Below are 19,523 nucleotides of genomic sequence, written 5' to 3' on the forward strand. Positions count from 1 at the left end.
CTGATTAATGGTTTTTCGTCAGTTTATCGGTCAGCGGTTTAATGACTTTTTCGCCATGCTGCCCAAAGAACTGGTACAGAGAATCACTGGCGGAATGCGTCAGCACCATAATTTCAATGCGGCGGTTCGCGGAACTCAGCGGATGTTGCGGGTCAAGCAACATCTGATCCGCCATGCCGCTCACTTGCAGAATTTTGCTTTGATCCAGCCCCCCGGTGGTCAGAACCGCCCGCGCCTGCATGGCGCGTTCACCGGACAAGTTCCAGTTGTTATAAAGCACCTGATCGCGAAAACGCGTGGCATCGGTATGGCCGGTGATGATGATCTTGTTGTCGATCTTGTTCAGTTCCGGCGCAAACTCCGTCAGTAAGCGTTTGAAAAACGGCGTCAGGATTGCGCTACTGCGCTGGAACATCTCGCGTTTTTGATCGTCCGAGACCAGAATACGCAGCCCCTGCGGCACAATTTCCATTTTCAGGTTGGCTTGCGCATCGTACGTCGAGGTGATTTTCATGATAATGCGCGCCAGATCTTCAATCTCATTACGCGAGCGGGCGTTCACGTCGTCCAGGCTTTCCGTCTGTTTCGCCTGCTGAGCAACCTGCTTCTCCGCATCGGTCAACGGTTTTGACGACTCTGCCGTTTTCGACGGTTTAGGCGTTTTCGGATGACGGCTGTCAATCAGCGAAAGCTGCCCGCCCTGCCCCTCTTTTTGCGTAATGGGCGTTAATGAGTTGCCTTCAAAGACCGACTCGCCATTAAGCATGGAGACAATCTCTTTACGTTCTTCTTCCGTTACCGCGCCCATGATCCACAGCACCATAAACAGCGCCATCATTGCCAGCGTGAAGTCTGCGAAGGCCACTTTCCAGGCGCCGCCATGAAATTCATCATGGCTTTTACGCGAGGAGCGTTTGATGATCGTGGTATGTTCTTTGCTGCGGTTACGCATCAGGCATCACCCATCATCTGGTTTACCCAACCGTCCAGCGTCGCGAATGTCGGTTTCGTGTCCATCGGCAGCATTTTGCGCCCGGCATCGACCGCCAGCAGCGTCGGCTTACCGGCAACGTGGTTCACCAGTACGGTACGCACGCACTCCAGCACCGAGATTTGCTTTTTGGTGCGTTGCTCCATGGCGTTCGCCACCGGGTCCATCAGGCAGTAACAGAAGAATACGCCGAGGAAGGTTCCCACCAGAGCGGCCGCAACCTTCACGCCGATGACCGCAATCGAGCCGTCAATGGATTGCATGGTAATGATGATGCCAAGTACCGCCGCACAGATGCCGAATCCAGGCATCGCTTCCGCAGTACGTTGCAAAGAGCGGGACGGTTGCAGAAGGTTCTCTTCCATTGCCACCAGTTCCTGTTCGAGAATCCCTTCCAGCTCGTGCTCGTTGATTTTCCCCATCGCCATCAGGCGGAAGTTATCGGAGATGAACGTCACCAGCGCTTTGTCGTGCAGCATGAGGGGGTATTTCTGGAATAACGCGCTGTTTTCCGGTGCTTCGATATGCTCATCCAGCACCTTCAGGCCGCCGTCCTGCACCAGTTCCAGCAGTTCATACAGCAGCATCAGCAGCTGGCGCTGATACTCATCGGTATATTCGTTTTTGCGCATAATGCCGCGAAACTGACGGTACATTTCGCTCAGCACCGCTTTGGGGTTCGCCAGTACCATCGCCCCCAGTCCCGCGCCAAGAATAATGATGATTTCACCCGGCTGCCAGAATGAGGCGAGGTGTCCGCCTGACAAAATAAAGCCGCCGACAACACACCCCATGATGATAAGAATACCTAAGAATTTCTGCATAAACCTTTCACTTCTGGAAAAAAGACTGAATTTTTTGCGCAATGATTTTATTGAGCTGACATACCCTGGCCTCGGTTAAATTGAGGACCAGCGCAATTTCCTTCAGGCTCATTTCATGCTGGTAATAGAGCGTGAGAATAAGTTGCTCACGCTCATCAAGACTCGCCAACGCGTTGCGTAACGTTCTGCTGACGATGATCTCTTCTTCAAGCGGACGGCTATCCAGCGCCCCCGCATATACGTCATTACCCAAAAGATCGTCGAGACTCTCCAGCGTTTTGGCGCAATCGAGTAAGAGATATTCCTGATACTCTTCAGCCGTAATGGAAAGATGGTGGCTGATATCCTCAAAGCTGGGCGTACGCCCCAGCTGACGCGCAATCTCGCGGATCGCATCATTGAGCTTATGCGTTTTCTGTCGCAAACGACGCGGACGCCAGTCAAGCAACCGCAGCTCATCCAGTACCGCGCCGCGAACGCGTTGTATGGCATAAGCGGCAAACTGCTCATCAGGATGACCGTAACGGCGCAACGAGGTTAATAACCCCATTAGCGCGATCTGTTCCATATCATCCCGATCAATAACGCTACTGGTCTGGTAAGCGAGTTGCTTCACCACTTTGTTGACGAGCGGCAGATACGTGCTGACATAGCGCGCTTCATCCGCAGGCGTCAGCGTTTCACTTGCGATAAAATCCATCATGTCCAATACGGCTTATCAATCACTGGAAGACCATTTTGCTGATGATGACGTCATCAAAGGGGACGTCCATCTTCAGGCTGTCGAATCTGGCGGCATAGGCGGCTTTGAGTTTGTCGTGCAGGTTGCTGACGCTTAGCGCACGCACGGCGTCATAGTCCATTTCGGAAAACAGATTGACGGTCGCTCCACGAATCGCAGGGATCATGTCTTGCGCCGTCCGCGCGTTTTCCGCGCTCATGGTCGCCAGGTTCAGTTCCAGCATCAGATAACGCTCCGCATTACCTTTCCCTTTCAGGGTGATGAGGATGTTTTTAATTTCCACGAACTCCACCTGTTGCGGCGTGGAGGATTTAAATAAGCTCGTCAACGGATTGCTCTCCGATGCCGTGTCCGCGCGAAGTAGCCAGGTGCCGGCAACGGTTAAACATGCCGTCAGTAAAGCGGTAACCAAAGCGATCGCCAGCCCAAAGGAGATTGTTTTTGCGTTCATAAATGTCTTTTTGTTAAACGGTCAGTAATACCGAATCATCTTCGCGGCGGGTGCTTTCTGATTCCGGCAGACCTGCCGCGATCTCATCTCCCGCCTGAATGATGGCGTGTTGTTGTGCGAACTGCTGTTCTTTGCCCTGCTGCTGCCCTGACTGAGAGGAGACCTGCACGTTTACCTGAACAAAGTTCTGTTCGGTCAGGCTCTGGCGCAGATCGTTGCTCGTTTGCTGAAGCGCACGATAGACCTCAGCATGGCTGGCGTTGATTTGTACCTGTACGCGCCCGTTATCAAGCTGCAACGAGATGTCGATCTTGCCCATTTCAGGCGGATCGAGACGGATAGTGGCGTGCTGGATCTGGTTCTTCACCTGAAGTTGCAGACGATCGCCCAACGCGCTTTGCAACTGCTGCGTCCAGCGGGAGGTTTCCGTATCAAGTTTTAATGTCGAGGTATGCGCAGACATTGCATCAGGCGTCACCGCCGCCGTTGGCGTCGTGGAGACAACGGAGACCGGCTGCGCATTCACTGTCGGCGTCGCCACAGCGACTGCGGTCATAAGCTGCGGCGTAATGTGCTGCAACCCTGCGGTTGGCGTCTGCGGCGACTCGGTCGCAGGCGTTACGTTAACCCCTGCCGCCAGCGTCGGGCGCAGCGTTGGCGATAACGCCCCCTTCTCCTGCAACTGTCCCGCCAGTAACGGCTGCGTCTGCAACGTCAGCGCATTCATCTCGTTTTGCGAACGACCCGCGTAGCTGACGGGTTTAACCGGCATCTGCCCGGTCATCAACAGCGCCTGCAACAGCTGCTGTTGCGCATCGTCTTTCAACGGAGAGGCATCCTTCTGATGCCGATCGCCCGTATCGTCCTCGTCCTGCACGCTCACCGGCTGCGCGCTGACGGTAATCCCCAGGGCATTTTTGCCCTGCCCGCCCATCAGCGTGCTGACAACATTCATCAACGCATCGTTGAATCCTGGCTGCGTCTGCCCGGCAGATGACTGAGCGCCGCTCTGCCCGGCGATCGTCTCCGCCTGCATCGGCAAACCGGAAGCGTGCCCCGCATTTTGAGAAAGATTGAGAATATCCATTACCCCATATCCTCTGCGTCCATAAACGCGGCATACGCCGTCGCGCCTTCACGATTGCGCATAGCGAGCGCCATTTTGTTCGCGATAATGTCGCTCTGCCCCTGACAGTAATCGCGCACCTGACGGTGAATCTCCCGCAGCTCGTCCAGGGCTTTGCTGTCTGCCGCGTCCAGGGGTTTACCCCGGACAGCGGTAAGCAATTCAGCAATCTTCAGGTCAACATTCCGTACGGCAGACCAGTTATGGTCGGCTGCGGCCTGGCGTAACGCCTGCATCAGCGTTCGCATCGTCAACGCATAGCTCATGTTCCCTGACCCATTTTTTCCCAGCCGTCCTGAATATTGCCGAGGATAACTTCCACCTCTTCAATATTTTCGACAGACAGCTTGTGGCTGGCGTCATAGAGGCGGTAAACGCAGTAGTCATAAAGATTCGCCAGACTTAATGCCAGCTCGCCGCCTTTTTCAAAATCCAGCGCGCTGGTCAGCGCGTTCAGGATGTCGATGCATTTATTAATGCTTTGCGCCTTACGTTCGTAGCGACGCGCCGCAATATGGCTTTTCGCGCGTACCAGTTCGTCCATCAGGCCATTGAACAACATCAGCACTAACTGATGCGGATTCGCTGCTGCGGCCTGAATCGCCAGGTCAGATTGGTGATAGAGGCCGAAGCCTTCCTGCTCGTTACCGTACATTGAAAGTTAAATTCCCTAAGAATTAGCTAAACATACTCATGGTGTTATTCATCTGCGTCATGATCGACTGCAACTGCGTGAACTGCTTCAGGTAGCGGTTATAGGAGGACTCATAACGCGTGTTCATTTTTTCGGTTTTGGTGTCGATGTCGCGCTGCTGTCTGTCGAGCGTTTCCTGGCGACCTTTTAATAAACCGGTGCTGGTGTTCAGGTATTTATCCAGCGATTTATCCATCGCTTTAATCAGCCCGTTATTCCCGTTGAAGAAATCAGCGACCGATTGCGGATTTGATTTCAGTTGCTCATTGAGCGTGTCGGCGTCGATCGACAGCTTGCCGTCTTTGTCGGCAGTAATGCCGAACTTCGTCATGTTTTGATCGCCGAAGGTGCCGCGCAGTATGTTGCTCAGATCGTTGGTTAACGAGGAGATACTGGCATCACCGGCAAACGCGCCGCGCGAATCAGAGCTGCTGCCGGTCGCCGTCAGCCCGGAGATGGTGTCCTGCAACGTGTTATAGGCATCGATAAAGGCCTGGATTTGCTCCTTTGTCCCCGTGGCATCCGTGTCGACTGAAATAACCAGCGGCTTGTTGGCTTCGGTGGTGCCGGTCAGTTTGATCGAAACGCCGTCTACCAGGTTATCCAGGGTATTGGAGCTGCTGGAGTAAACGGTGCTGGAATCGCCAACGGTGAATTTGGCATCTTTACCGGCGGTAATCACATTCTCGCCATTAAAGATATCCTGACCGTTGGTCATGCCGCTGGTATCCAGCTGAATATCGTATTTCTCGCCGCTCTGATCGCTGCTCATCATCAGCGTCACCTTGCCATCAATACGCATCAGCGAAGCGGTAACGCCGTTCTGACCGTCGTCAGAAGTCGCGGTGTCAGACGCGCTCGGGAAATCCGCATTATTGATGGCGTCGGCAAAATCAGCGAGGCTGTCTAAATCATCCATCTCAATTTCAAGGCTCTCGCCGTTGAGATTGATCTTCAGCGTACCGCTGGCGTTTTTAATCGCCTCATCATCAAGCCCGTCAAACCCTTTCTGCTGCGCAGAAGCCAGTTGGGTGACGTTCAGGCTGTATGTCCCTTTACGGGCAGACGCGCTGGCGGTGATGGTCGCGATCCCTTCCTGGTTCATGGTCGCGGTATTTTTCAGCACGCTGGTGCTGGAGGAATTCAGCCCGGTGATTGCCGAACGGAAATCCGACAGGGCGGTACGCAGCGAGGAAAGCGCTTTTTTCTGCGCTTCCAGCGTGGAAGTCTGTGATTTCAGCGAGGTTTGCAGCGCAAGAATGTCATAGCCTGCCAACTGTGTGGCCAGTGTCGTTGGATCAAAATCAGACATAGTGGGTTTCTCCGGGCACGCGCGCCGCTTTCAACATACAGTAGATAAAGCAACTATCGTGCCAATTTTTTAATAAGTATTTATCAATGAGTTACGTAAGAGGAGGAATGTCCCCTTCCGCAATTTCCGGCAGAAGGAAGCGCATTGCCGGATACAAAAACACCGCCATACAGCGGTGTTTTAGGGGCAGATATCCGCGAAGGATTAACCCAGCAGAGACATCACCATGCTGGACATGCTGTTGGACTGTTTCAGCATGGACATGCTGGTTTGCGCCAGCATCTGGTTACGGGTCATAGAGGAGGCTTCGCTGGCGAAGTCCGCATCCTGAATGTTGCTCAGCGCCAGATCGGTGTTGTCTTTCATGTTCGCCAGGTTAGCCGCGGTGTGGCCCAGGCGGTTAATGCTCGCACCCATTTTGGAACGCACGGCGCCGACGTCATTCAGCGTAGTTTCCAGGTTGTTCATCAGATCTTTCGCGCCGGCAGCGTCAGTAATGTTGATGCCGCTGGCCGAGTAGTAGCTGCTGCTTGTATCGCTAATCGTGCCAAAACCGCCGCTGGCATCAATCAGCGAGTCGGTGCCAGAACCTTTCAGCTCTTTAGACAGATCAACCTGCATGGTTTCATCGGTGGAAGAGCCAATCTGGAAGTTCATCGCTTCGCCAAACTTACCGGAAGCGCCGAACAGTTTGTCACCTGCATAGGAGGTGTTGTTCATGATGTTCTGCAACTCAGAGTTCAGGTCGTTCAGCTCGGCGTTGATGGCATCGCGGTCTTTGGTGGTGTTGGTGTCGTTCGCTGCCTGGGTGGCAAGGTCTTTCATGCGGTACATGATGTTGCTCACTTCGTCGAACGCACCTTCGGAGGTCTGTAGCAGCGCAGTGGCATCAGAGATGTTGCGCTGTGCAACGGCCATGCCGTTGGTCTGGCCCTGCAAACGGGTGGCAATCTGTAGACCCGCCGCATCGTCCGCTGCGGAGTTAATACGCTTGCCAGTACCCAGACGTTCCATTGCGGTGGACAGCAGATTGTTGGATTTATTCAGGGCATTGGTGGATGCCATGGAAGAAGCGCTGGTGAAAATAGAAAGCGACATAGATATTCCTTATTCATTCAGGTCATTCATTCGTTGTACTGATTCAAAACGACACATCCATTTCGAAAATTAAATCCGACGACGTTCGAATGACCATTTTTCAGGCAACCCGGGGAAAAAAATGGCGAAGAAAGACGGCAAAAGGAGCTGCACTGCAACAGCAGACACAAAAAAAGCCGCACCCCGTGCAGGATGCAGCGTCATAAGAACACATCGCCTGCCTTTCCAGGCAAGCGGCGGCTTACTGTTAACCCAGCAGAGACATCACCATGCTGGACATGCTGTTGGACTGTTTCAGCATGGACATGCTGGTCTGCGCCAGCATCTGGTTACGCGTCATGGAGGAGGCTTCGCTGGCGAAGTCCGCATCCTGAATATTGCTTAGCGCCAGATCGGTGTTGTCTTTCATGTTTGCCAGGTTGGCCGCGGTGTGGCCCAGACGGTTAATGCTCGCACCCATTTTGGAGCGCACGGCGCCGACGTCATTCAGCGCCGTTTCCAGAGAGTTCATCATCGCCGTAGCGTCGGAGGCGCTCCCGATGTTGATACCGGAAGCGGTGTTGTTCCAGTCACCGATACCCGAGAAACCAGAAGCGCTAAACAGGCCACTCGCTGTACCGCCCAGTTCATCACCCAGGCTCACGGTCATGGTTTCTCCAGAGGAAGAACCAATCTGGAAGTTCAGGGAATCGGCAAATTTACCGCCGGTACCGAATAATTTATCGCCTGCATAAGACGTGTTGCCCATGATGTTTTTCAGTTCGGCATTCAGGTCGTTCATTTCAGCGTTGATGGCATCACGGTCTTTGGTGGTGTTGGTGTCGTTCGCTGCCTGGGTGGCGAGATCTTTCATGCGGTACATGATGTTGCTCACTTCGTCGAACGCGCCTTCTGCGGTTTGCAGCAGTGCGGTGGCATCAGAGATGTTACGCTGCGCAACGGCCATGCCGTTGGTCTGCCCCTGAAGGCGAGTGGCAATCTGCAAGCCGGCCGCATCGTCCGCTGCGGAGTTGATGCGTTTGCCGGTGCCCAGACGCTCCATTGCGGTAGACAGCAGATTGTTGGATTTATTCAGGGCATTGGTGGATGCCATAGAAGAAGCACTGGTGAAAATCGAAAGCGACATAATATATTTCTCCTTGGATTACCTGTCTGTTTTATCAGGTTCTTGTCGTTGCTGACTGATAAAAACGACCCACCACAACGAAAAATTAAATTCATTTAATGAAAATTTATTTAAAGATTTGTCACCCTCTTTTTTCAAGACGAAAAATATCCAATTAATTATTCTTATTATACCATCCTCAATAAACCACCTTTAGCCCGGCAATAAAACCAACCCCATAATTATGCAATCAGGCGACACAAACGATAAAAAAATTAACTCCGCTCCTTTATTTTTTCTTGTTTATTGTTTTAATCTGCCAAAAAATATACCCACACCCCATGAAAGGAGATTGATGAACACAAATTTTTCACATTCGCAGGGCCTGATTTTACATAAGGATCTTTTAACTATTTCGATTAACTTTTAATCAGAGGAATTAATAATAAGGCGAATCTTTCACTGCAAATGAGGTTGCACATCACATTTTTATCGCGTAAAAAGAGCGCCAGGAAAAGATGATTCCGCGATAATCAGAACAACAGCAGGCCGCTGGTGTCTTGTTTCTGAGTGCTGTTCAGGCTGAAAAACAAACTCAGCCATCGGCAAAAGCGCTTTTCGTTTCCTCACCTCCCGCAGGCAAGCGGCATTCATTAAGAATTTCAAATGGAATTAACAGATAGTCAACATCCGTGTTCAGGCTATATTTTCTTGCGATATTTAGCCGTTGCATTTACTGGGGTGGTATATCCATCGATGAATAAATGAATAAACGCTATTACTCCGTTAATAACTGGCTGGTTGATATCCCCTCGGGATCTATTCTCCATTTAACAACAGGGGAACGTAAACGTCTGGGAGAATATCAACTCAAGCTCCTTGAAACGCTCATGCAAGATGCGGGAAAGATCTTTACGCGTGAAGAACTCACCACGCTGGTCTGGGAACGCCGCGTCATCGGTAATAACAGTCTGCCCAATGCCATCCACGCGCTGCGTACGGCACTGGAAGACGACGGCAAAAAGCAAAAAATCATCAAAACCATCCCTAAAAAAGGGTATTTGCTTGAGCCTGATTATTGCTGCTTTATCGAAAAAGAAGAGAGCGAGGTTCGCGATCCCGAAGAAAATCATCTTCCGCTGGAAGAAAACGCCCCCTCCGATTTAGCCGGGGAATATGAGGTTGTCGACGAGACGTCACTTCCTGTCGCGGAACAAGCGAACGATATCGTCCGCGTCACGCCGCCTGCAACGACCAGGCCAGTGAAAAAATCCATCCACTGGACCACCGTGTTTTTACTGCTCGCGCTGACGGCGATCGGCAGCATACTCTTTACCGGCTGGTACATGAAACTGAAAGGTCATGAGCATCTGGTCGCCCAGGAGATACAGCCTAACGTTTACAGCAACATCAACCTGTATTCCATTGGGACGAGCAGCGAGCCGTCTTATGACGCCAATAACTTGTACACCAAGCTGAAAGACACTTTTTATACCATTAATCAGCAGATCAAAATGCAGTCAGTCAGGATGAGCGTCTACTTTAGCATCACCAATTCATCGCTGAACTACACGTTCGCCCTTACCAGCCAGTGCGACAAAAAGCAGTTAGCGATGACGATTTATCACTGGCGTATCGATCCGACACGGCTGAACAACCTGATTATGCGTGAAACCCGGAGAAAACTGAATGAAATGGCAACATGCAAAGAAAGTTAATCTTGTGATTTTGTTGAGTATTTCCGTGCTTCTCGCCATCGCATTCGGCACCAGCACCCTCACAGGCGGCGCAGAGCGACCCAATACGGATGTGGAAGGGACTTTCCAGCTTGGTTTCTATGACCTGATGTCGCAGACGAAAGAAATTTATAATTCGCGGATGAAAACAACGAAAGGCACCATTCTGGCGACCATTACCAGCCCTGATGACAATCGTTTCGTACTAAAGGAAAAATTTACGCCGACGTCAGGGAAAAACGGCAAACTCTATTTTTACCTGACGCCCATCTACTACACCACCACGCACAAGGGGCTGATGATAGATGGCCTGGTCGATATGCTGATGAACACCAATTTCTGGATGGAGCCGCTGGCATTTAACGGGCAACCGTTGGTAGTAGGGCAAAGCGGGTCGATTTTTCTCTACCCCATCCAGCAGTAAGTCAAAACCGGAGGCGGAGGCCCGCTTCCGGTTACGATAATCACCCCAGCAAATTTTTTACCGTCGCCAGCCTGACGTTTGCCTGCGCGCCCAGCGCCCTGGAGAGGGTGCTGTAGCTGCTGGCGCTGCTCGCCAGCGCTTCCCCCAGGCCGCGCGCGGTTTCCCGGGCCTGCGCCGGGCTGTATACCGTCGCCATATCATTGATGCGCGACGCCACGCGCTCCTGCTGTTGACGAAGCCTGCTGCGCTGGGTGGTAATGTGCTCCAGCGTATTTTGCAGCTTTACCTGGCTTTCCCTTTCCCGACGCGTCGCCAGCGAAACAACCTCATCACTGCTTGCCGTTTCCGCCTGTGGCGTGAGCAACGTAAACGCATCGGCGGGGAAATGCCTGCCCTCTCCGCGCACGGTGAACTGTTGGCTGACCCGCTCCCAACGGCGTTCATCCACGCTGAACATCAGTTGCCCGTTTGCCGTCTGACGCGCATGAATCCCCAGACGGCCCAGCCCCACATTCAACTGGGTCAACGTCTGACGCGGCGTCGCCTCTTCCGGCAACGAAATGGCGGTCATCTCACGCTGCCGCCCGCCCAGTGAAAATACCAGCGTTTCTCCCCCCGGCTGGCTGAGAAGCCTCTCACTGCCGGGAAGCGTAAAGTTAACCGTGCTTTTTTGCTCCAGCGACGCGGTCAGATGGCGATCGACAGTGCCGCCGGAAAGCTGCGTCCGACGCATCAAATGCTTTTGCAGCGTATTCGCCGGCTGCGTCGCATCGCCGCGAAGCGACGACTGACGTACCTGCAACAATTGCGTTTCCGTCTGCGCCAGATAGCTGTCAGCCTGCTGCACTGCCGTGAGTTGTTGATTTAGCTGTACGTTGTAGCGCATCGGACGGCGGGACAACAGCGCCGATTCGGGGAACGCATTGCGGGTCGCGGTGATTTCTGGCGCGTTGACGCGGCCGACCGTTTGCGGCGCATCAATGCTTCCGCGCCCGGTTGCGGGCGCGGAAGTCGTAAGGGACGTTGTTTTTAAACCTACCTGCATAACAATTACAACAGACTAAACAAGTTAAGCTGACTCACCATACTGTAAGCCTTATTAGTGATCTGCACCGACTGCGTATACAGTTGCAGGTTGATACTGGTGGTCGCCCAGTCCGTTTCGGACAGGTCCCGTACAACCTGATCGTTCGCAAGGCTGACATCGCTGTGCGCATCGCTGAGCAACGTCAGGCGGTTCTGACGGCCGCCAAGATCGGTGAAGAGGCTGGAGATGTTATCGCTGGTATTTTGCGCGACACCGATCATCTCCTCCAGTTCGTCTTTATAGTCAGCGTAATTCGCGTTCGGGTCCTGCATTTTGTCGCTGAGCGCTTTCAATTTATTCAGCATCTCAAGGTCGTTTCCTGAACCGGAGAATGCCTGAGCGACCTGGGTGTTTTCCGTAATAGAGACGCCGTTCGCGACAATCGTTTCGCGGCTGCTGTCATTGCCGCCATACACATACTGCCCTTTCGCCTCGTCCCACGTTACCGTCTGGCTGTCGGTCTGCGTGCCGGAAAACAGATAGCTGCCGTTTTCATTTTTAGCGTTCAGGGTGGCGACCAGCGAATCCAGCATTGAAGAAAGCTCCATGCCGTAACCCGCCATATCTTTCTGGCTGAGCGTACTGTTATTCGCCAGCTTCAGCTTATCGCCGACCGCCAGCATCTGGTTACTGAGCGCGGTGATGTTCGACTCCTGAATCGACAGCGCGCCGCTCAGGCTGGAAATATTGCTCTGATACTGTTTAATCGCAGACTGCTCACGGTTCAGTTGCACCAGACGGCTTGCGGAAACAGGATCGTCAGACGGCACATTAATGCGCTTTTGCGTCGACATCTGCTCCATCAACTTACTGATACGCGTGCCGTTAACGCCTAATTGCGCCAGCATGGCATTTGAGTTGTAAAGACTACTAATACGCATAATTTAAATTCTCTGATGGCGCTTAAAACATCCCCAGCAGGTCGCTGAAGATCTGATTTCCGGTGGAGATCACCTTCATGTTCGACTGGTAAGCCTGCATGTAGATCTGTAGATTAATCGCCTCTTCATCCTGGTTTACCGCGCTCAGGTTATCGCGCTGATTCTGCGCCTGGTCGCGCACCGTCGACGCCGCTTCCATTTCTGTTTTGCTCTGCTTACTGGCAATACCGATAGTGGAAATGATCGCCGCAGCCCCTTCGCTCAGACTCATATTTCCCAGACCCGGAATATCCGTCTTCTGGTTTTTCAGTTCGATCAGCGCCTTCAGGTTATCACCGTTGCCCGGTACGCCCGTGCCGTCATCGGCCTGGATGCCGGACAGCGCCAGTTCTTCAGGCTTCAGATCCGTCACCTGCAACATGCCCGCAGGATTGCTCGGATCGAAAGTAAACAGCGGCTTGCCTGAATTGCCATTCAGGTCATAGCCCTTCGCCAGCTGATCGTTAAACAGTTTTGCCACCGATTCCGCCATCCCTTGCACCGAATCTTTCATCTGTTGGAGGGTGCCGGTTTCATAATCATACAGCGCGCCAAGTTGACCGCCCGCCGACGGGTTCAGCGTGAACTCGCTGGTGGAAAATTTCAGCGTCAGCGTGGAGTTGCCGTTGGCGTCCTGCCCCGCGCTGAGCTGCCCGGCGACCTTACCGCTCACCAGCGGCTGACCGTTCGCCATTGAGACGGTGTACCCGCTGGAACCATCGTCCGTCACCTTCACGTCCGCCAGCGTACTTAACTGTTTTACCAGTTCATCACGCTGATCGCGCAGTACGCTGCTGTTACCGCCGGTTGACTCCATGTCGGTAATTTTTTTGTTGTAGTCCGCAATACTGGTACTCAGGGTGTTGATCTGGTCAACCATCGCGTTGCGCTGGGTGTTGATCGACTCTTTCTGGCTGGAGATGAAGTTGTTAACGTTATTGAAGCGGGTCGCCAGCGCGCCCGCCTGGTTAATAAGCTGCTGACGCAGCGCCGGGGATTCCGGCGTCTGGGTCAATGCGCTCAGGGCGCTGACAAAATCATCCAGCCCGTTACCAAGACTGGTAGAGTCGGTGCCGATCACCTGTTCCAGCGCGCCAATATATTGATTTCCGGTTTCGAAATAGCTGGCTTTCGAGTTGGTCTGCCACACCTGATTAACCAGATACTGACTGGAGATGCGGCGAATACTGTCGACCTGTACCCCGTTCCCGGCGGTAAAACCCGCTTCCCCCATTGGGCCGATGGAGCTTTGGATAATGCCCTGGCGGCTGTACCCCGGCGTCAGCAGGTTAGCGATGTTCATCGAGGTGACATTCATGCCCACCTGGGCTGCCTGCAAACCGCTGAAGGCAATATTAATCATACTCATGGCTTACTCCTGCCCGCGCATTACCGGAACCACAGGCGTTTTAAGTTCTTTCGGTTGCTCTTCTAAAGCGGTCATTTCATCCGTTTTCTTAAGCGGCGTATTCACCTGCGGCGAAAGCTGGTTGATGATCATCTGGGTAATCCCGGTGCTGCGCTGAGACGCCAGGTCAGACGCCAGTCGGTCATCGTAAAAATCACGCATCATCCGCTGCTGTTTGCTGTTGAAAGGGTTGTCTTCCCCCAGCACATCGGACGCCTTGCGCATTTGCGACAGCATGGAACGCAGCATCAGCGCCTCAAACTGTTCGGCGGCCTGTTCAAGATTCTGCGGCTTTACCTGCCCGGAGAGATCGCCGGGCAGAATCGCGGTTTGTCGGTTAATGGCATTCAGCATGGTATTTCCTTAAATCACGACCAGTTCAGCATCCAGCGCGCCGGCTTCATGCAGCGCCTGTAAGATAGCCATCGTGTCGTCCGGCGCCGCGCCAAGGCTGTTAATGGTATTCACGATGCTGCGCAGGCTGGTTCCTGCCGCAATGGTCACCATCTGACCCCGGCCACGGTTAACGTTGACGTCGCTTTCCGGCGTGACAACCGTTCTTCCCTGGCTGAATGCGCCAGGCTGGCTGACGTTCGACGATTCGCGGATGGTGACGGTCAGGTTGCCGTGTGATACCGCCGCAGCGCGCACCACTACGCCATCGCCAATGACCACCGTTCCCGTTCGGGCGTTGAACACCACGCGTGGCGGCTGTTTACCGGCGTTAATCTGCACATCTTCCAGAGAGGACATAAAGGCCACCCGATCGCCCGCGCCCATCGGCGCACGTACCGCCACGTTAGTCGCGCTTTGCGCGGTCGCCGTGCCGGAACCAAAGGCGTTGTTCAGCGCGACTGCGACGCTGTTGGCAGTCTTAAAGCTGGGACGTTTCAGGTTCAGCATCACCACCGGCTCCTGCTGGAAATCGCTCGGCACTTCGCGCTCCACCGAGCCGCCGTTTGGCACTCGGCCAACGGTCGCGGTGTTGATGGTCACGCTGGAGCCGCTGTTGCCCTCGGCTTTCACGCCGCCTACCACCACATTCCCCTGTGCCAGCGCATACACTTCGCCATCAGCACCGCGCAGTTGAGTCAGCAGCAGCGTACCGCCACGCAGGCTTTTCGCATCGCCAATCGAGGAGACGGTTACATCAATACTTTGCCCACGCGCATAGCCCGGCGGCAGCGTGGCGCTAATCGCCACGGCCGCGACGTTCTTCACCTTCGGATCAATCTTCGCAGGCAACTGCACGCCAAACTGGCGCAGCATGTTGGTAACGGACTGGCTGGTGAATTTGACCTGGTTTTTATCCCCTGTACCGTCAAGCCCCACAACCAGGCTGTAGCCCACCAGCTGGTTGCCGCGCACGCCCTGAATATCGACCACATCGCCAAGACGCTGCGCCGCCGCGTTCATGCTGCAAATCAGCAGGAAAAAGAGTGCCAGTTTACGCATCATGGCCTCCATTAAATTGGGAACAGCGGGTGGTTGAAGAAGCGGGTCAGCCAGCCTGCCGCATTCGCGTCGCTGAGCGCGCCGCGTCCGGCATAGGAGATACGGGCATTGGCGATTCGCTGTGAAGAGACGGAGTTGTCGCGTTCGATATCTTCCGCGCGCACCAGGCCCGTCACCCGCATATACTCATCCCCCTGGTTGAGGGTAAGCCATTTCTCCCCGCGAATCGCCAGCACGCCGTTTGGCAACACTTTATAAACCGCAACGGTGATCGCGCCGCGCAGACTGTTTTGCTGCTGCGAGGTGGCATTACCGTTAAAGTTTCGGTTGCCGTCAATCGAGCCGGAAAGCTTATCGATTGAATGGCCGAATGCTTCCGGTATCCCCAGGGAAACATCGTTTTTCTTACCAAAGTTAGTGCGCGCCTGCTTGCTGGCCTGAGTAGACTCATCCAGCTTAACGGTCAGGATGTCGCCTACGCGATAAGCCCGGCGATCCTGGGTCAACGACCAGTTGTAGTTGCCGTTATATAACCCACCGCCGCGCACCTGCGTTTCAGGCACCACGATATCTTCCGGCGGCGCATACGCCGCATCGTCTTTTTTCACCAGCAACGCCGGGCTTTCGCAGCCCGACAAAAACAGCGCCAGTAGACTGATAACTAACTGCTTTTTCATTTCTCTTTCACTTTAAAGCCCTGTCGTTACATCGACTGGGTGACAAACTTCAACATGTCATCGGCGGCAGAGACCATCTTGGCGTTCATTTCGTAGGCACGCTGAACGGTGATCATGTCGACCATCTCTTCAACGACCTGTACGTTAGAACCTTCCAGAGAGCCCTGCTCCAGTTGTCCGAGCGCGTCCTCGCCGGGTACGCCTTCAACCGCTTCGCCGCTGGCCGCCGTTTCACGGTATAAGTTGCCGCCTATCGCCTCCAGACCGGCCGGATTGACGAAGTTCACCAGCGTCAACTGCCCCAGCTCCACCGGATCGGTTTCGCCTGCCACCGTCGCGGTAATGGTGCCGTCTTTACCAATCTGCAAATCTTTGACGTTCTCCGGCAATTCAATCTGCGGCACCAGCGGCAGCCCCTGCGCATTCGTCAGCACGCCATCTGGCGTTTTCTGGAAATTACCGGCGCGGGTATACGCGATATCGCCATCCGCAGTTTCCACCTGGAAGAACCCTTGCCCGGTGATCGCCACGTCGAAGGTTTGCCCGGTGTTCTGGATGCTGCCGACGGTAAACTCTTTCTGCGTCCCGACGATCTTCACCCCGGTGCCGTACTGAATGCCGGTCGGCGCGATATTGTTCTGATCGAGCTGCCCGCCTGGCGTGCGCTGATTCTGATAAAACAGATCGGCGAACATCGCGCGATCGCGTTTAAACCCGGTGGTGTTGACGTTCGCCAGGTTGTTGGAAATCGCGGTCATTTTGGCGTCCTGCGCCGCCAGGCCGGTTTTACTGATCCATAAAGCGGGATTCATCTTTATTCCTTCTTATTGTTATCAGGTGCCACGAATCAGACGGTTGCCTGAATTAGCGAGATCTTCAGCGGCTTTCATCATCTTGATTTGCGCTTCAAACTGACGATTCAGCGCGATGCTGGCGACCATCTCATTAATGGCCGAGACGTTAGCGGTTTCCAGATGCCCGGACGCCACCATCACCTCTTCGTCGCGTGGGTTAATCGCCGTGTTGCTCACCAGAAAGCCATCCACATTTTTGCTCAGATCGCTTACCGGAATGTTCACCAGCTTGATGCGGTCAACATCAACCGGCGCGGCAATATCGCCGTCGTCAGGCACGATAGTGATCACACCGTCCTCACCGATGCTGACGGACGAGAACGGCGGTAAAACGATCGGGCCGTTGTCACCTTCAACCGGCAGACCGTTGATCGACAGATCGCCCTCCGGGCTGACGTCGATCTGCCCGTTGCGGGTGTAAACCTCACGGTTGCCGCTGGCCAGCGCAATCAGCCCATCGCCTTTAATGGCGATATCCAGATTGCGCCCCGTTTCACGTACCGCGCCAGGCGTCATATCCACGCCGCCCTGAGTAGGCAGCGCCATATAACGCGAGGCATATCCCTCGCCGTTAACCTGCTGGGAAATCGCATTATCAAGATCGCTACGAAACCCCTGGGTATTCACATTCGCCAGGTTGTTTGCATGGATCTGCTGCTGCGACAAACTGCGCGATGCGCCGCTCATGGCGGTAAAAATCAAACGATCCATTACACCGCCTGGAAGAGAGCGTTCATCATGTTGTCGTTGGTGCTGATAACCTTCGTGTTCGCCTGGTAATTACGCTGCGCGGTCATCAGACCAACCAGCTCAGAGGTCAAATCCACGTTTGAGGATTCCAGCGCGCCGGATTTCACAGAACCCAGCAAACCGGTGCCCGGCGTTCCAGTCAGCGGCGCGCCGGAACTGGCGGTTTGTACCCACGTCGTGCCGTCTTTTGACGCCAGACCATTCGGGTTCGCAAAGTTCGCCAGCACCAGTTGCCCCTGCAACATCCGTTCGCCGTTGGAGAAGGTCGCGTAAACGCTGCCGTCTTCATCAATCGCCTGACCGGTACGTTCGCCAGACGCGTAGCCGCTGCTGTTGTTTTTGCTGACGGAGAAGTCAGAACCGTACTGGCTGGTGCCGTTGTAGCTCAGATCGATAGAGAGATCCGCCGCGCCAGAGATCGATGTGGTCAGGTTCGTCAGGCCAACCGGGCTTTTCAGGACGCCCTGCTCGGTAAATTCTATCGCCTGGCTGCTGTCCGGGATTTCCACGTCGTCCATGTAATAGTGAACCTGCCAGGTGTTCTCGCCGGTTTTCACAAAATACTGGTTCAGCGTGTGCTCGCGTCCCAGGGAATCAAAAACCTGCGTGGTGTAGGTATTGTTATAGGAAGTGCTGTCTTTTGGGTTGAAAGGCGCCGTCTCCGGCTCGGCAGCGCGCGCGTCCAGGTTGGCGGTGAAGTCGAGGCTGTCGGTCGCCTTCGCCGGAATAGAGCCGCTGCTGATCGTCAGATTGCCGATCGTCCCCACTTCTATCTCGCCGTTAGCATTAACCGGGTAGCCCTGAAGATACATCCCCAGGTTGTTGATCAGGTTGCCGCTGCTGTCGGTACCGAAGTAGCCCGCACGCGTATATGCCGTGGTCCCCGTGCTGTCGCGCACCATGAAAAATCCGCTATCGCTGATCGCCAGATCGAGCGCATTTCCGGTGGTAGAAATGTTTCCGCCTCGGGTAATACTCTGGGTCACACCAGAAACCCCTACGCCCAGCGGCTGGCTTTCCGCATACAGTGAGGAAAATTCCGCACGGCCGGATTTGAATCCTACGGTGCCGGAGTTCGCAATGTTGTTGGAAATGGCGTTCAACTGCTCGGTAATCGCATTCAGACCAGAGGTCGCAATATTAAAACTCATAATAAATTCCTGTTAACTCAACGCTTAACCCGACTTACGCACGTTTCTGCGAGTCGCTGCCAAACTGGGTAATATTGTTGTAAGCAATCTCACCGATTCCGGTGATATTCAGTTGGATGGCGCTGCCATCAAGCGGGATGCGCACATTGTTGACGATGCCGCCCACTTCAACAGGAATGCCTTCTTCGCCCGTATCGGTTACAACGCTAAGGGTGTATTTCCCTTCGCTCAGGCCCAGCTCCTGCGGATCAATGGTGAAGTCCACCTGCCCGGCGTCCTGTTTCCCCAGCTCAATTTTGTGCTCGGTGCCGGCCGCGTCTTTGACGATGACCGTCGTCACACCGGAAGCGTGATCCAGCGTCAGACGTCCGTTAATCGTCGTTTCGCCGTCAGAGTTGATAGCGTCGGTCTGCACCATCACATGCTGCCCGACCAGGTTGCCGGTGGTGAGCGTTTGCAGGTTGTCCATCAATACGGAACTGTTCGCCATCAGTTGCGACATGGTTTCCATCGACTGAACCTGCGTCAGTTGCGCCAGCTGGCTGACATACTCGGTGCCATCGGTAGGGTTCAGCGGGTCCTGATTCTGGATCTGCGCGACCAGAAGCTGCATGAACAGCGTGTTCATGCCGGCTGCGCTGCTGTTATTGTTGTTACTGGCAATGCTGCTATCCGACGTTCCTGTCTGGCTTCTGGTGGACGTGCCGTCTACATTCAT

The 19,523-nt window shown here is 54.1% G+C and carries 22 protein-coding genes; 2 read left to right on the forward strand and 20 right to left on the reverse strand.

Annotation, left to right across the window (positions count from 1 at the left end; all coding sequences use genetic code 11):
- Positions 1-4: 4 nt before the first annotated feature.
- The 10 genes from lafU to CKO_RS12185 all read right to left on the reverse strand — a co-directional run bounded on the left by lafU (position 5) and on the right by CKO_RS12185 (position 8,364).
- Positions 5-952: a putative lateral flagellar export/assembly protein LafU gene (gene lafU, locus CKO_RS12140; protein WP_012133673.1), complete on the reverse strand. Its 948-nt coding sequence runs from the start codon at positions 950-952 to the stop codon at positions 5-7.
- Entirely contained in the window at positions 952-1,815 is an 864-nt protein-coding gene (gene motA, locus CKO_RS12145; RefSeq protein ID WP_012133674.1) for a flagellar motor stator protein MotA, read from the reverse strand. Before motA ends, lafU begins: the two co-directional genes overlap by 1 nt.
- A gap of 7 nt (positions 1,816-1,822) precedes the next feature.
- A complete protein-coding gene (locus CKO_RS12150) occupies positions 1,823-2,518 on the reverse strand; it encodes a FliA/WhiG family RNA polymerase sigma factor (protein WP_012133675.1) in 696 nt (231 codons plus the stop codon).
- Between the two features lie 19 nt (positions 2,519-2,537).
- The gene (locus tag CKO_RS12155) at positions 2,538-3,008 is read right to left on the reverse strand and encodes a flagellar basal body-associated FliL family protein (protein WP_012133676.1); all 471 of its coding nucleotides are present in this window, start codon (positions 3,006-3,008) and stop codon (positions 2,538-2,540) included.
- Between the two features lie 13 nt (positions 3,009-3,021).
- Positions 3,022-4,095 carry a flagellar hook-length control protein FliK gene (locus CKO_RS22010; RefSeq protein WP_012133678.1) on the reverse strand — a complete coding sequence of 358 codons (1,074 nt, stop codon included), beginning with the start codon at positions 4,093-4,095 and terminating at the stop codon, positions 3,022-3,024.
- Positions 4,095-4,400 (reverse strand): hypothetical protein, encoded by a 306-nt coding sequence (locus CKO_RS12165; RefSeq protein WP_012133679.1) that lies wholly within the window; start codon positions 4,398-4,400, stop codon positions 4,095-4,097. The genes CKO_RS22010 and CKO_RS12165 overlap by 1 nt, the downstream gene beginning before the upstream one ends.
- Entirely contained in the window at positions 4,397-4,789 is a 393-nt protein-coding gene (gene fliS / locus CKO_RS12170) for a flagellar export chaperone FliS (protein WP_012133681.1), read from the reverse strand. The genes CKO_RS12165 and fliS overlap by 4 nt, the downstream gene beginning before the upstream one ends.
- A 22-nt stretch (positions 4,790-4,811) precedes the next feature.
- Positions 4,812-6,140, reverse strand: a complete 1,329-nt coding sequence (gene fliD, locus CKO_RS12175; protein ID WP_012133682.1) for a flagellar filament capping protein FliD — start codon at positions 6,138-6,140, stop codon at positions 4,812-4,814.
- A gap of 204 nt (positions 6,141-6,344) precedes the next feature.
- Positions 6,345-7,238 carry a flagellin N-terminal helical domain-containing protein gene (locus CKO_RS12180; protein ID WP_024130627.1) on the reverse strand — a complete coding sequence of 298 codons (894 nt, stop codon included), beginning with the start codon at positions 7,236-7,238 and terminating at the stop codon, positions 6,345-6,347.
- Positions 7,239-7,485: 247 nt separating this feature from the next.
- Positions 7,486-8,364: a flagellin N-terminal helical domain-containing protein gene (locus tag CKO_RS12185; RefSeq protein ID WP_024130628.1), complete on the reverse strand. Its 879-nt coding sequence runs from the start codon at positions 8,362-8,364 to the stop codon at positions 7,486-7,488.
- A gap of 743 nt (positions 8,365-9,107) precedes the next feature.
- Between CKO_RS12185 and CKO_RS12190 the strand changes: the two genes are divergently transcribed.
- Both CKO_RS12190 and CKO_RS12195 read left to right on the forward strand, forming a co-directional pair.
- The gene (locus tag CKO_RS12190; RefSeq protein ID WP_012133688.1) at positions 9,108-10,061 is read left to right on the forward strand and encodes a winged helix-turn-helix domain-containing protein; all 954 of its coding nucleotides are present in this window, start codon (positions 9,108-9,110) and stop codon (positions 10,059-10,061) included.
- Positions 10,033-10,503, forward strand: coding sequence for a hypothetical protein (locus tag CKO_RS12195; protein ID WP_012133689.1), 471 nt, complete (start codon positions 10,033-10,035; stop codon positions 10,501-10,503). The genes CKO_RS12190 and CKO_RS12195 overlap by 29 nt, the downstream gene beginning before the upstream one ends.
- 40 nt (positions 10,504-10,543) lie before the next feature.
- Here the strand turns inward: CKO_RS12195 and CKO_RS12200 are convergent, their stop codons facing one another.
- Genes CKO_RS12200 through flgD form a run of 10 tightly spaced genes read right to left on the reverse strand, consistent with a single transcriptional unit; the run spans position 10,544 to position 19,523 of the window.
- Positions 10,544-11,548: a hypothetical protein gene (locus tag CKO_RS12200; RefSeq protein WP_012133690.1), complete on the reverse strand. Its 1,005-nt coding sequence runs from the start codon at positions 11,546-11,548 to the stop codon at positions 10,544-10,546.
- 5 nt (positions 11,549-11,553) lie between these two features.
- Positions 11,554-12,471, reverse strand: a complete 918-nt coding sequence (flgL, locus tag CKO_RS12205; protein WP_071818870.1) for a flagellar hook-associated protein FlgL — start codon at positions 12,469-12,471, stop codon at positions 11,554-11,556.
- Positions 12,472-12,493: 22 nt separating this feature from the next.
- A complete protein-coding gene (gene flgK / locus CKO_RS12210; protein WP_012133692.1) occupies positions 12,494-13,879 on the reverse strand; it encodes a flagellar hook-associated protein FlgK in 1,386 nt (461 codons plus the stop codon).
- A gap of 3 nt (positions 13,880-13,882) precedes the next feature.
- Entirely contained in the window at positions 13,883-14,272 is a 390-nt protein-coding gene (locus tag CKO_RS12215; RefSeq protein ID WP_012133693.1) for a rod-binding protein, read from the reverse strand.
- Positions 14,273-14,281: 9 nt separating this feature from the next.
- The gene (locus CKO_RS12220) at positions 14,282-15,385 is read right to left on the reverse strand and encodes a flagellar basal body P-ring protein FlgI (RefSeq protein WP_012133694.1); all 1,104 of its coding nucleotides are present in this window, start codon (positions 15,383-15,385) and stop codon (positions 14,282-14,284) included.
- Positions 15,385-16,050 (reverse strand): flagellar basal body L-ring protein FlgH, encoded by a 666-nt coding sequence (gene flgH / locus CKO_RS12225; RefSeq protein ID WP_012133695.1) that lies wholly within the window; start codon positions 16,048-16,050, stop codon positions 15,385-15,387. Before flgH ends, CKO_RS12220 begins: the two co-directional genes overlap by 1 nt.
- A 26-nt stretch (positions 16,051-16,076) precedes the next feature.
- Complete coding sequence (gene flgG, locus CKO_RS12230) at positions 16,077-16,862, reverse strand: flagellar basal-body rod protein FlgG (RefSeq protein WP_012133696.1); 786 nt, start codon at positions 16,860-16,862, stop codon at positions 16,077-16,079.
- A gap of 21 nt (positions 16,863-16,883) precedes the next feature.
- Entirely contained in the window at positions 16,884-17,615 is a 732-nt protein-coding gene (locus tag CKO_RS12235) for a flagellar basal body rod protein FlgF (RefSeq protein ID WP_012133697.1), read from the reverse strand.
- The gene (gene flgE / locus CKO_RS12240) at positions 17,615-18,805 is read right to left on the reverse strand and encodes a flagellar hook protein FlgE (protein WP_012133698.1); all 1,191 of its coding nucleotides are present in this window, start codon (positions 18,803-18,805) and stop codon (positions 17,615-17,617) included. The genes CKO_RS12235 and flgE overlap by 1 nt, the downstream gene beginning before the upstream one ends.
- Before the next feature lie 34 nt (positions 18,806-18,839).
- The gene (gene flgD, locus CKO_RS12245; RefSeq protein ID WP_012133699.1) at positions 18,840-19,523 is read right to left on the reverse strand and encodes a flagellar hook assembly protein FlgD; all 684 of its coding nucleotides are present in this window, start codon (positions 19,521-19,523) and stop codon (positions 18,840-18,842) included.

Source organism: Citrobacter koseri ATCC BAA-895 (assembly GCF_000018045.1).
Classification (GTDB): Bacteria; Pseudomonadota; Gammaproteobacteria; order Enterobacterales; family Enterobacteriaceae; genus Citrobacter_B; species Citrobacter_B koseri.

Coding starts and splice junctions, on each gene's coding strand:
- lafU (WP_012133673.1), bottom strand. CDS start 952: ATGCGTAACCGCAGCAAAGAACATACCACGATCATCAAACGCTCCTCG.
- motA (WP_012133674.1), bottom strand. CDS start 1,815: ATGCAGAAATTCTTAGGTATTCTTATCATCATGGGGTGTGTTGTCGGC.
- CKO_RS12150 (WP_012133675.1), bottom strand. CDS start 2,518: ATGATGGATTTTATCGCAAGTGAAACGCTGACGCCTGCGGATGAAGCG.
- CKO_RS12155 (WP_012133676.1), bottom strand. CDS start 3,008: ATGAACGCAAAAACAATCTCCTTTGGGCTGGCGATCGCTTTGGTTACC.
- CKO_RS22010 (WP_012133678.1), bottom strand. CDS start 4,095: ATGGATATTCTCAATCTTTCTCAAAATGCGGGGCACGCTTCCGGTTTG.
- CKO_RS12165 (WP_012133679.1), bottom strand. CDS start 4,400: ATGAGCTATGCGTTGACGATGCGAACGCTGATGCAGGCGTTACGCCAG.
- fliS (WP_012133681.1), bottom strand. CDS start 4,789: ATGTACGGTAACGAGCAGGAAGGCTTCGGCCTCTATCACCAATCTGAC.
- fliD (WP_012133682.1), bottom strand. CDS start 6,140: ATGTCTGATTTTGATCCAACGACACTGGCCACACAGTTGGCAGGCTAT.
- CKO_RS12180 (WP_024130627.1), bottom strand. CDS start 7,238: ATGTCGCTTTCTATTTTCACCAGCGCTTCTTCCATGGCATCCACCAAT.
- CKO_RS12185 (WP_024130628.1), bottom strand. CDS start 8,364: ATGTCGCTTTCGATTTTCACCAGTGCTTCTTCTATGGCATCCACCAAT.
- CKO_RS12190 (WP_012133688.1), top strand. CDS start 9,108: ATGAATAAACGCTATTACTCCGTTAATAACTGGCTGGTTGATATCCCC.
- CKO_RS12195 (WP_012133689.1), top strand. CDS start 10,033: ATGAAATGGCAACATGCAAAGAAAGTTAATCTTGTGATTTTGTTGAGT.
- CKO_RS12200 (WP_012133690.1), bottom strand. CDS start 11,548: ATGCAGGTAGGTTTAAAAACAACGTCCCTTACGACTTCCGCGCCCGCA.
- flgL (WP_071818870.1), bottom strand. CDS start 12,471: ATGCGTATTAGTAGTCTTTACAACTCAAATGCCATGCTGGCGCAATTA.
- flgK (WP_012133692.1), bottom strand. CDS start 13,879: ATGAGTATGATTAATATTGCCTTCAGCGGTTTGCAGGCAGCCCAGGTG.
- CKO_RS12215 (WP_012133693.1), bottom strand. CDS start 14,272: ATGCTGAATGCCATTAACCGACAAACCGCGATTCTGCCCGGCGATCTC.
- CKO_RS12220 (WP_012133694.1), bottom strand. CDS start 15,385: ATGGAGGCCATGATGCGTAAACTGGCACTCTTTTTCCTGCTGATTTGC.
- flgH (WP_012133695.1), bottom strand. CDS start 16,050: ATGAAAAAGCAGTTAGTTATCAGTCTACTGGCGCTGTTTTTGTCGGGC.
- flgG (WP_012133696.1), bottom strand. CDS start 16,862: ATGAATCCCGCTTTATGGATCAGTAAAACCGGCCTGGCGGCGCAGGAC.
- CKO_RS12235 (WP_012133697.1), bottom strand. CDS start 17,615: ATGGATCGTTTGATTTTTACCGCCATGAGCGGCGCATCGCGCAGTTTG.
- flgE (WP_012133698.1), bottom strand. CDS start 18,805: ATGAGTTTTAATATTGCGACCTCTGGTCTGAATGCGATTACCGAGCAG.
- flgD (WP_012133699.1), bottom strand. CDS start 19,523: ATGAATGTAGACGGCACGTCCACCAGAAGCCAGACAGGAACGTCGGAT.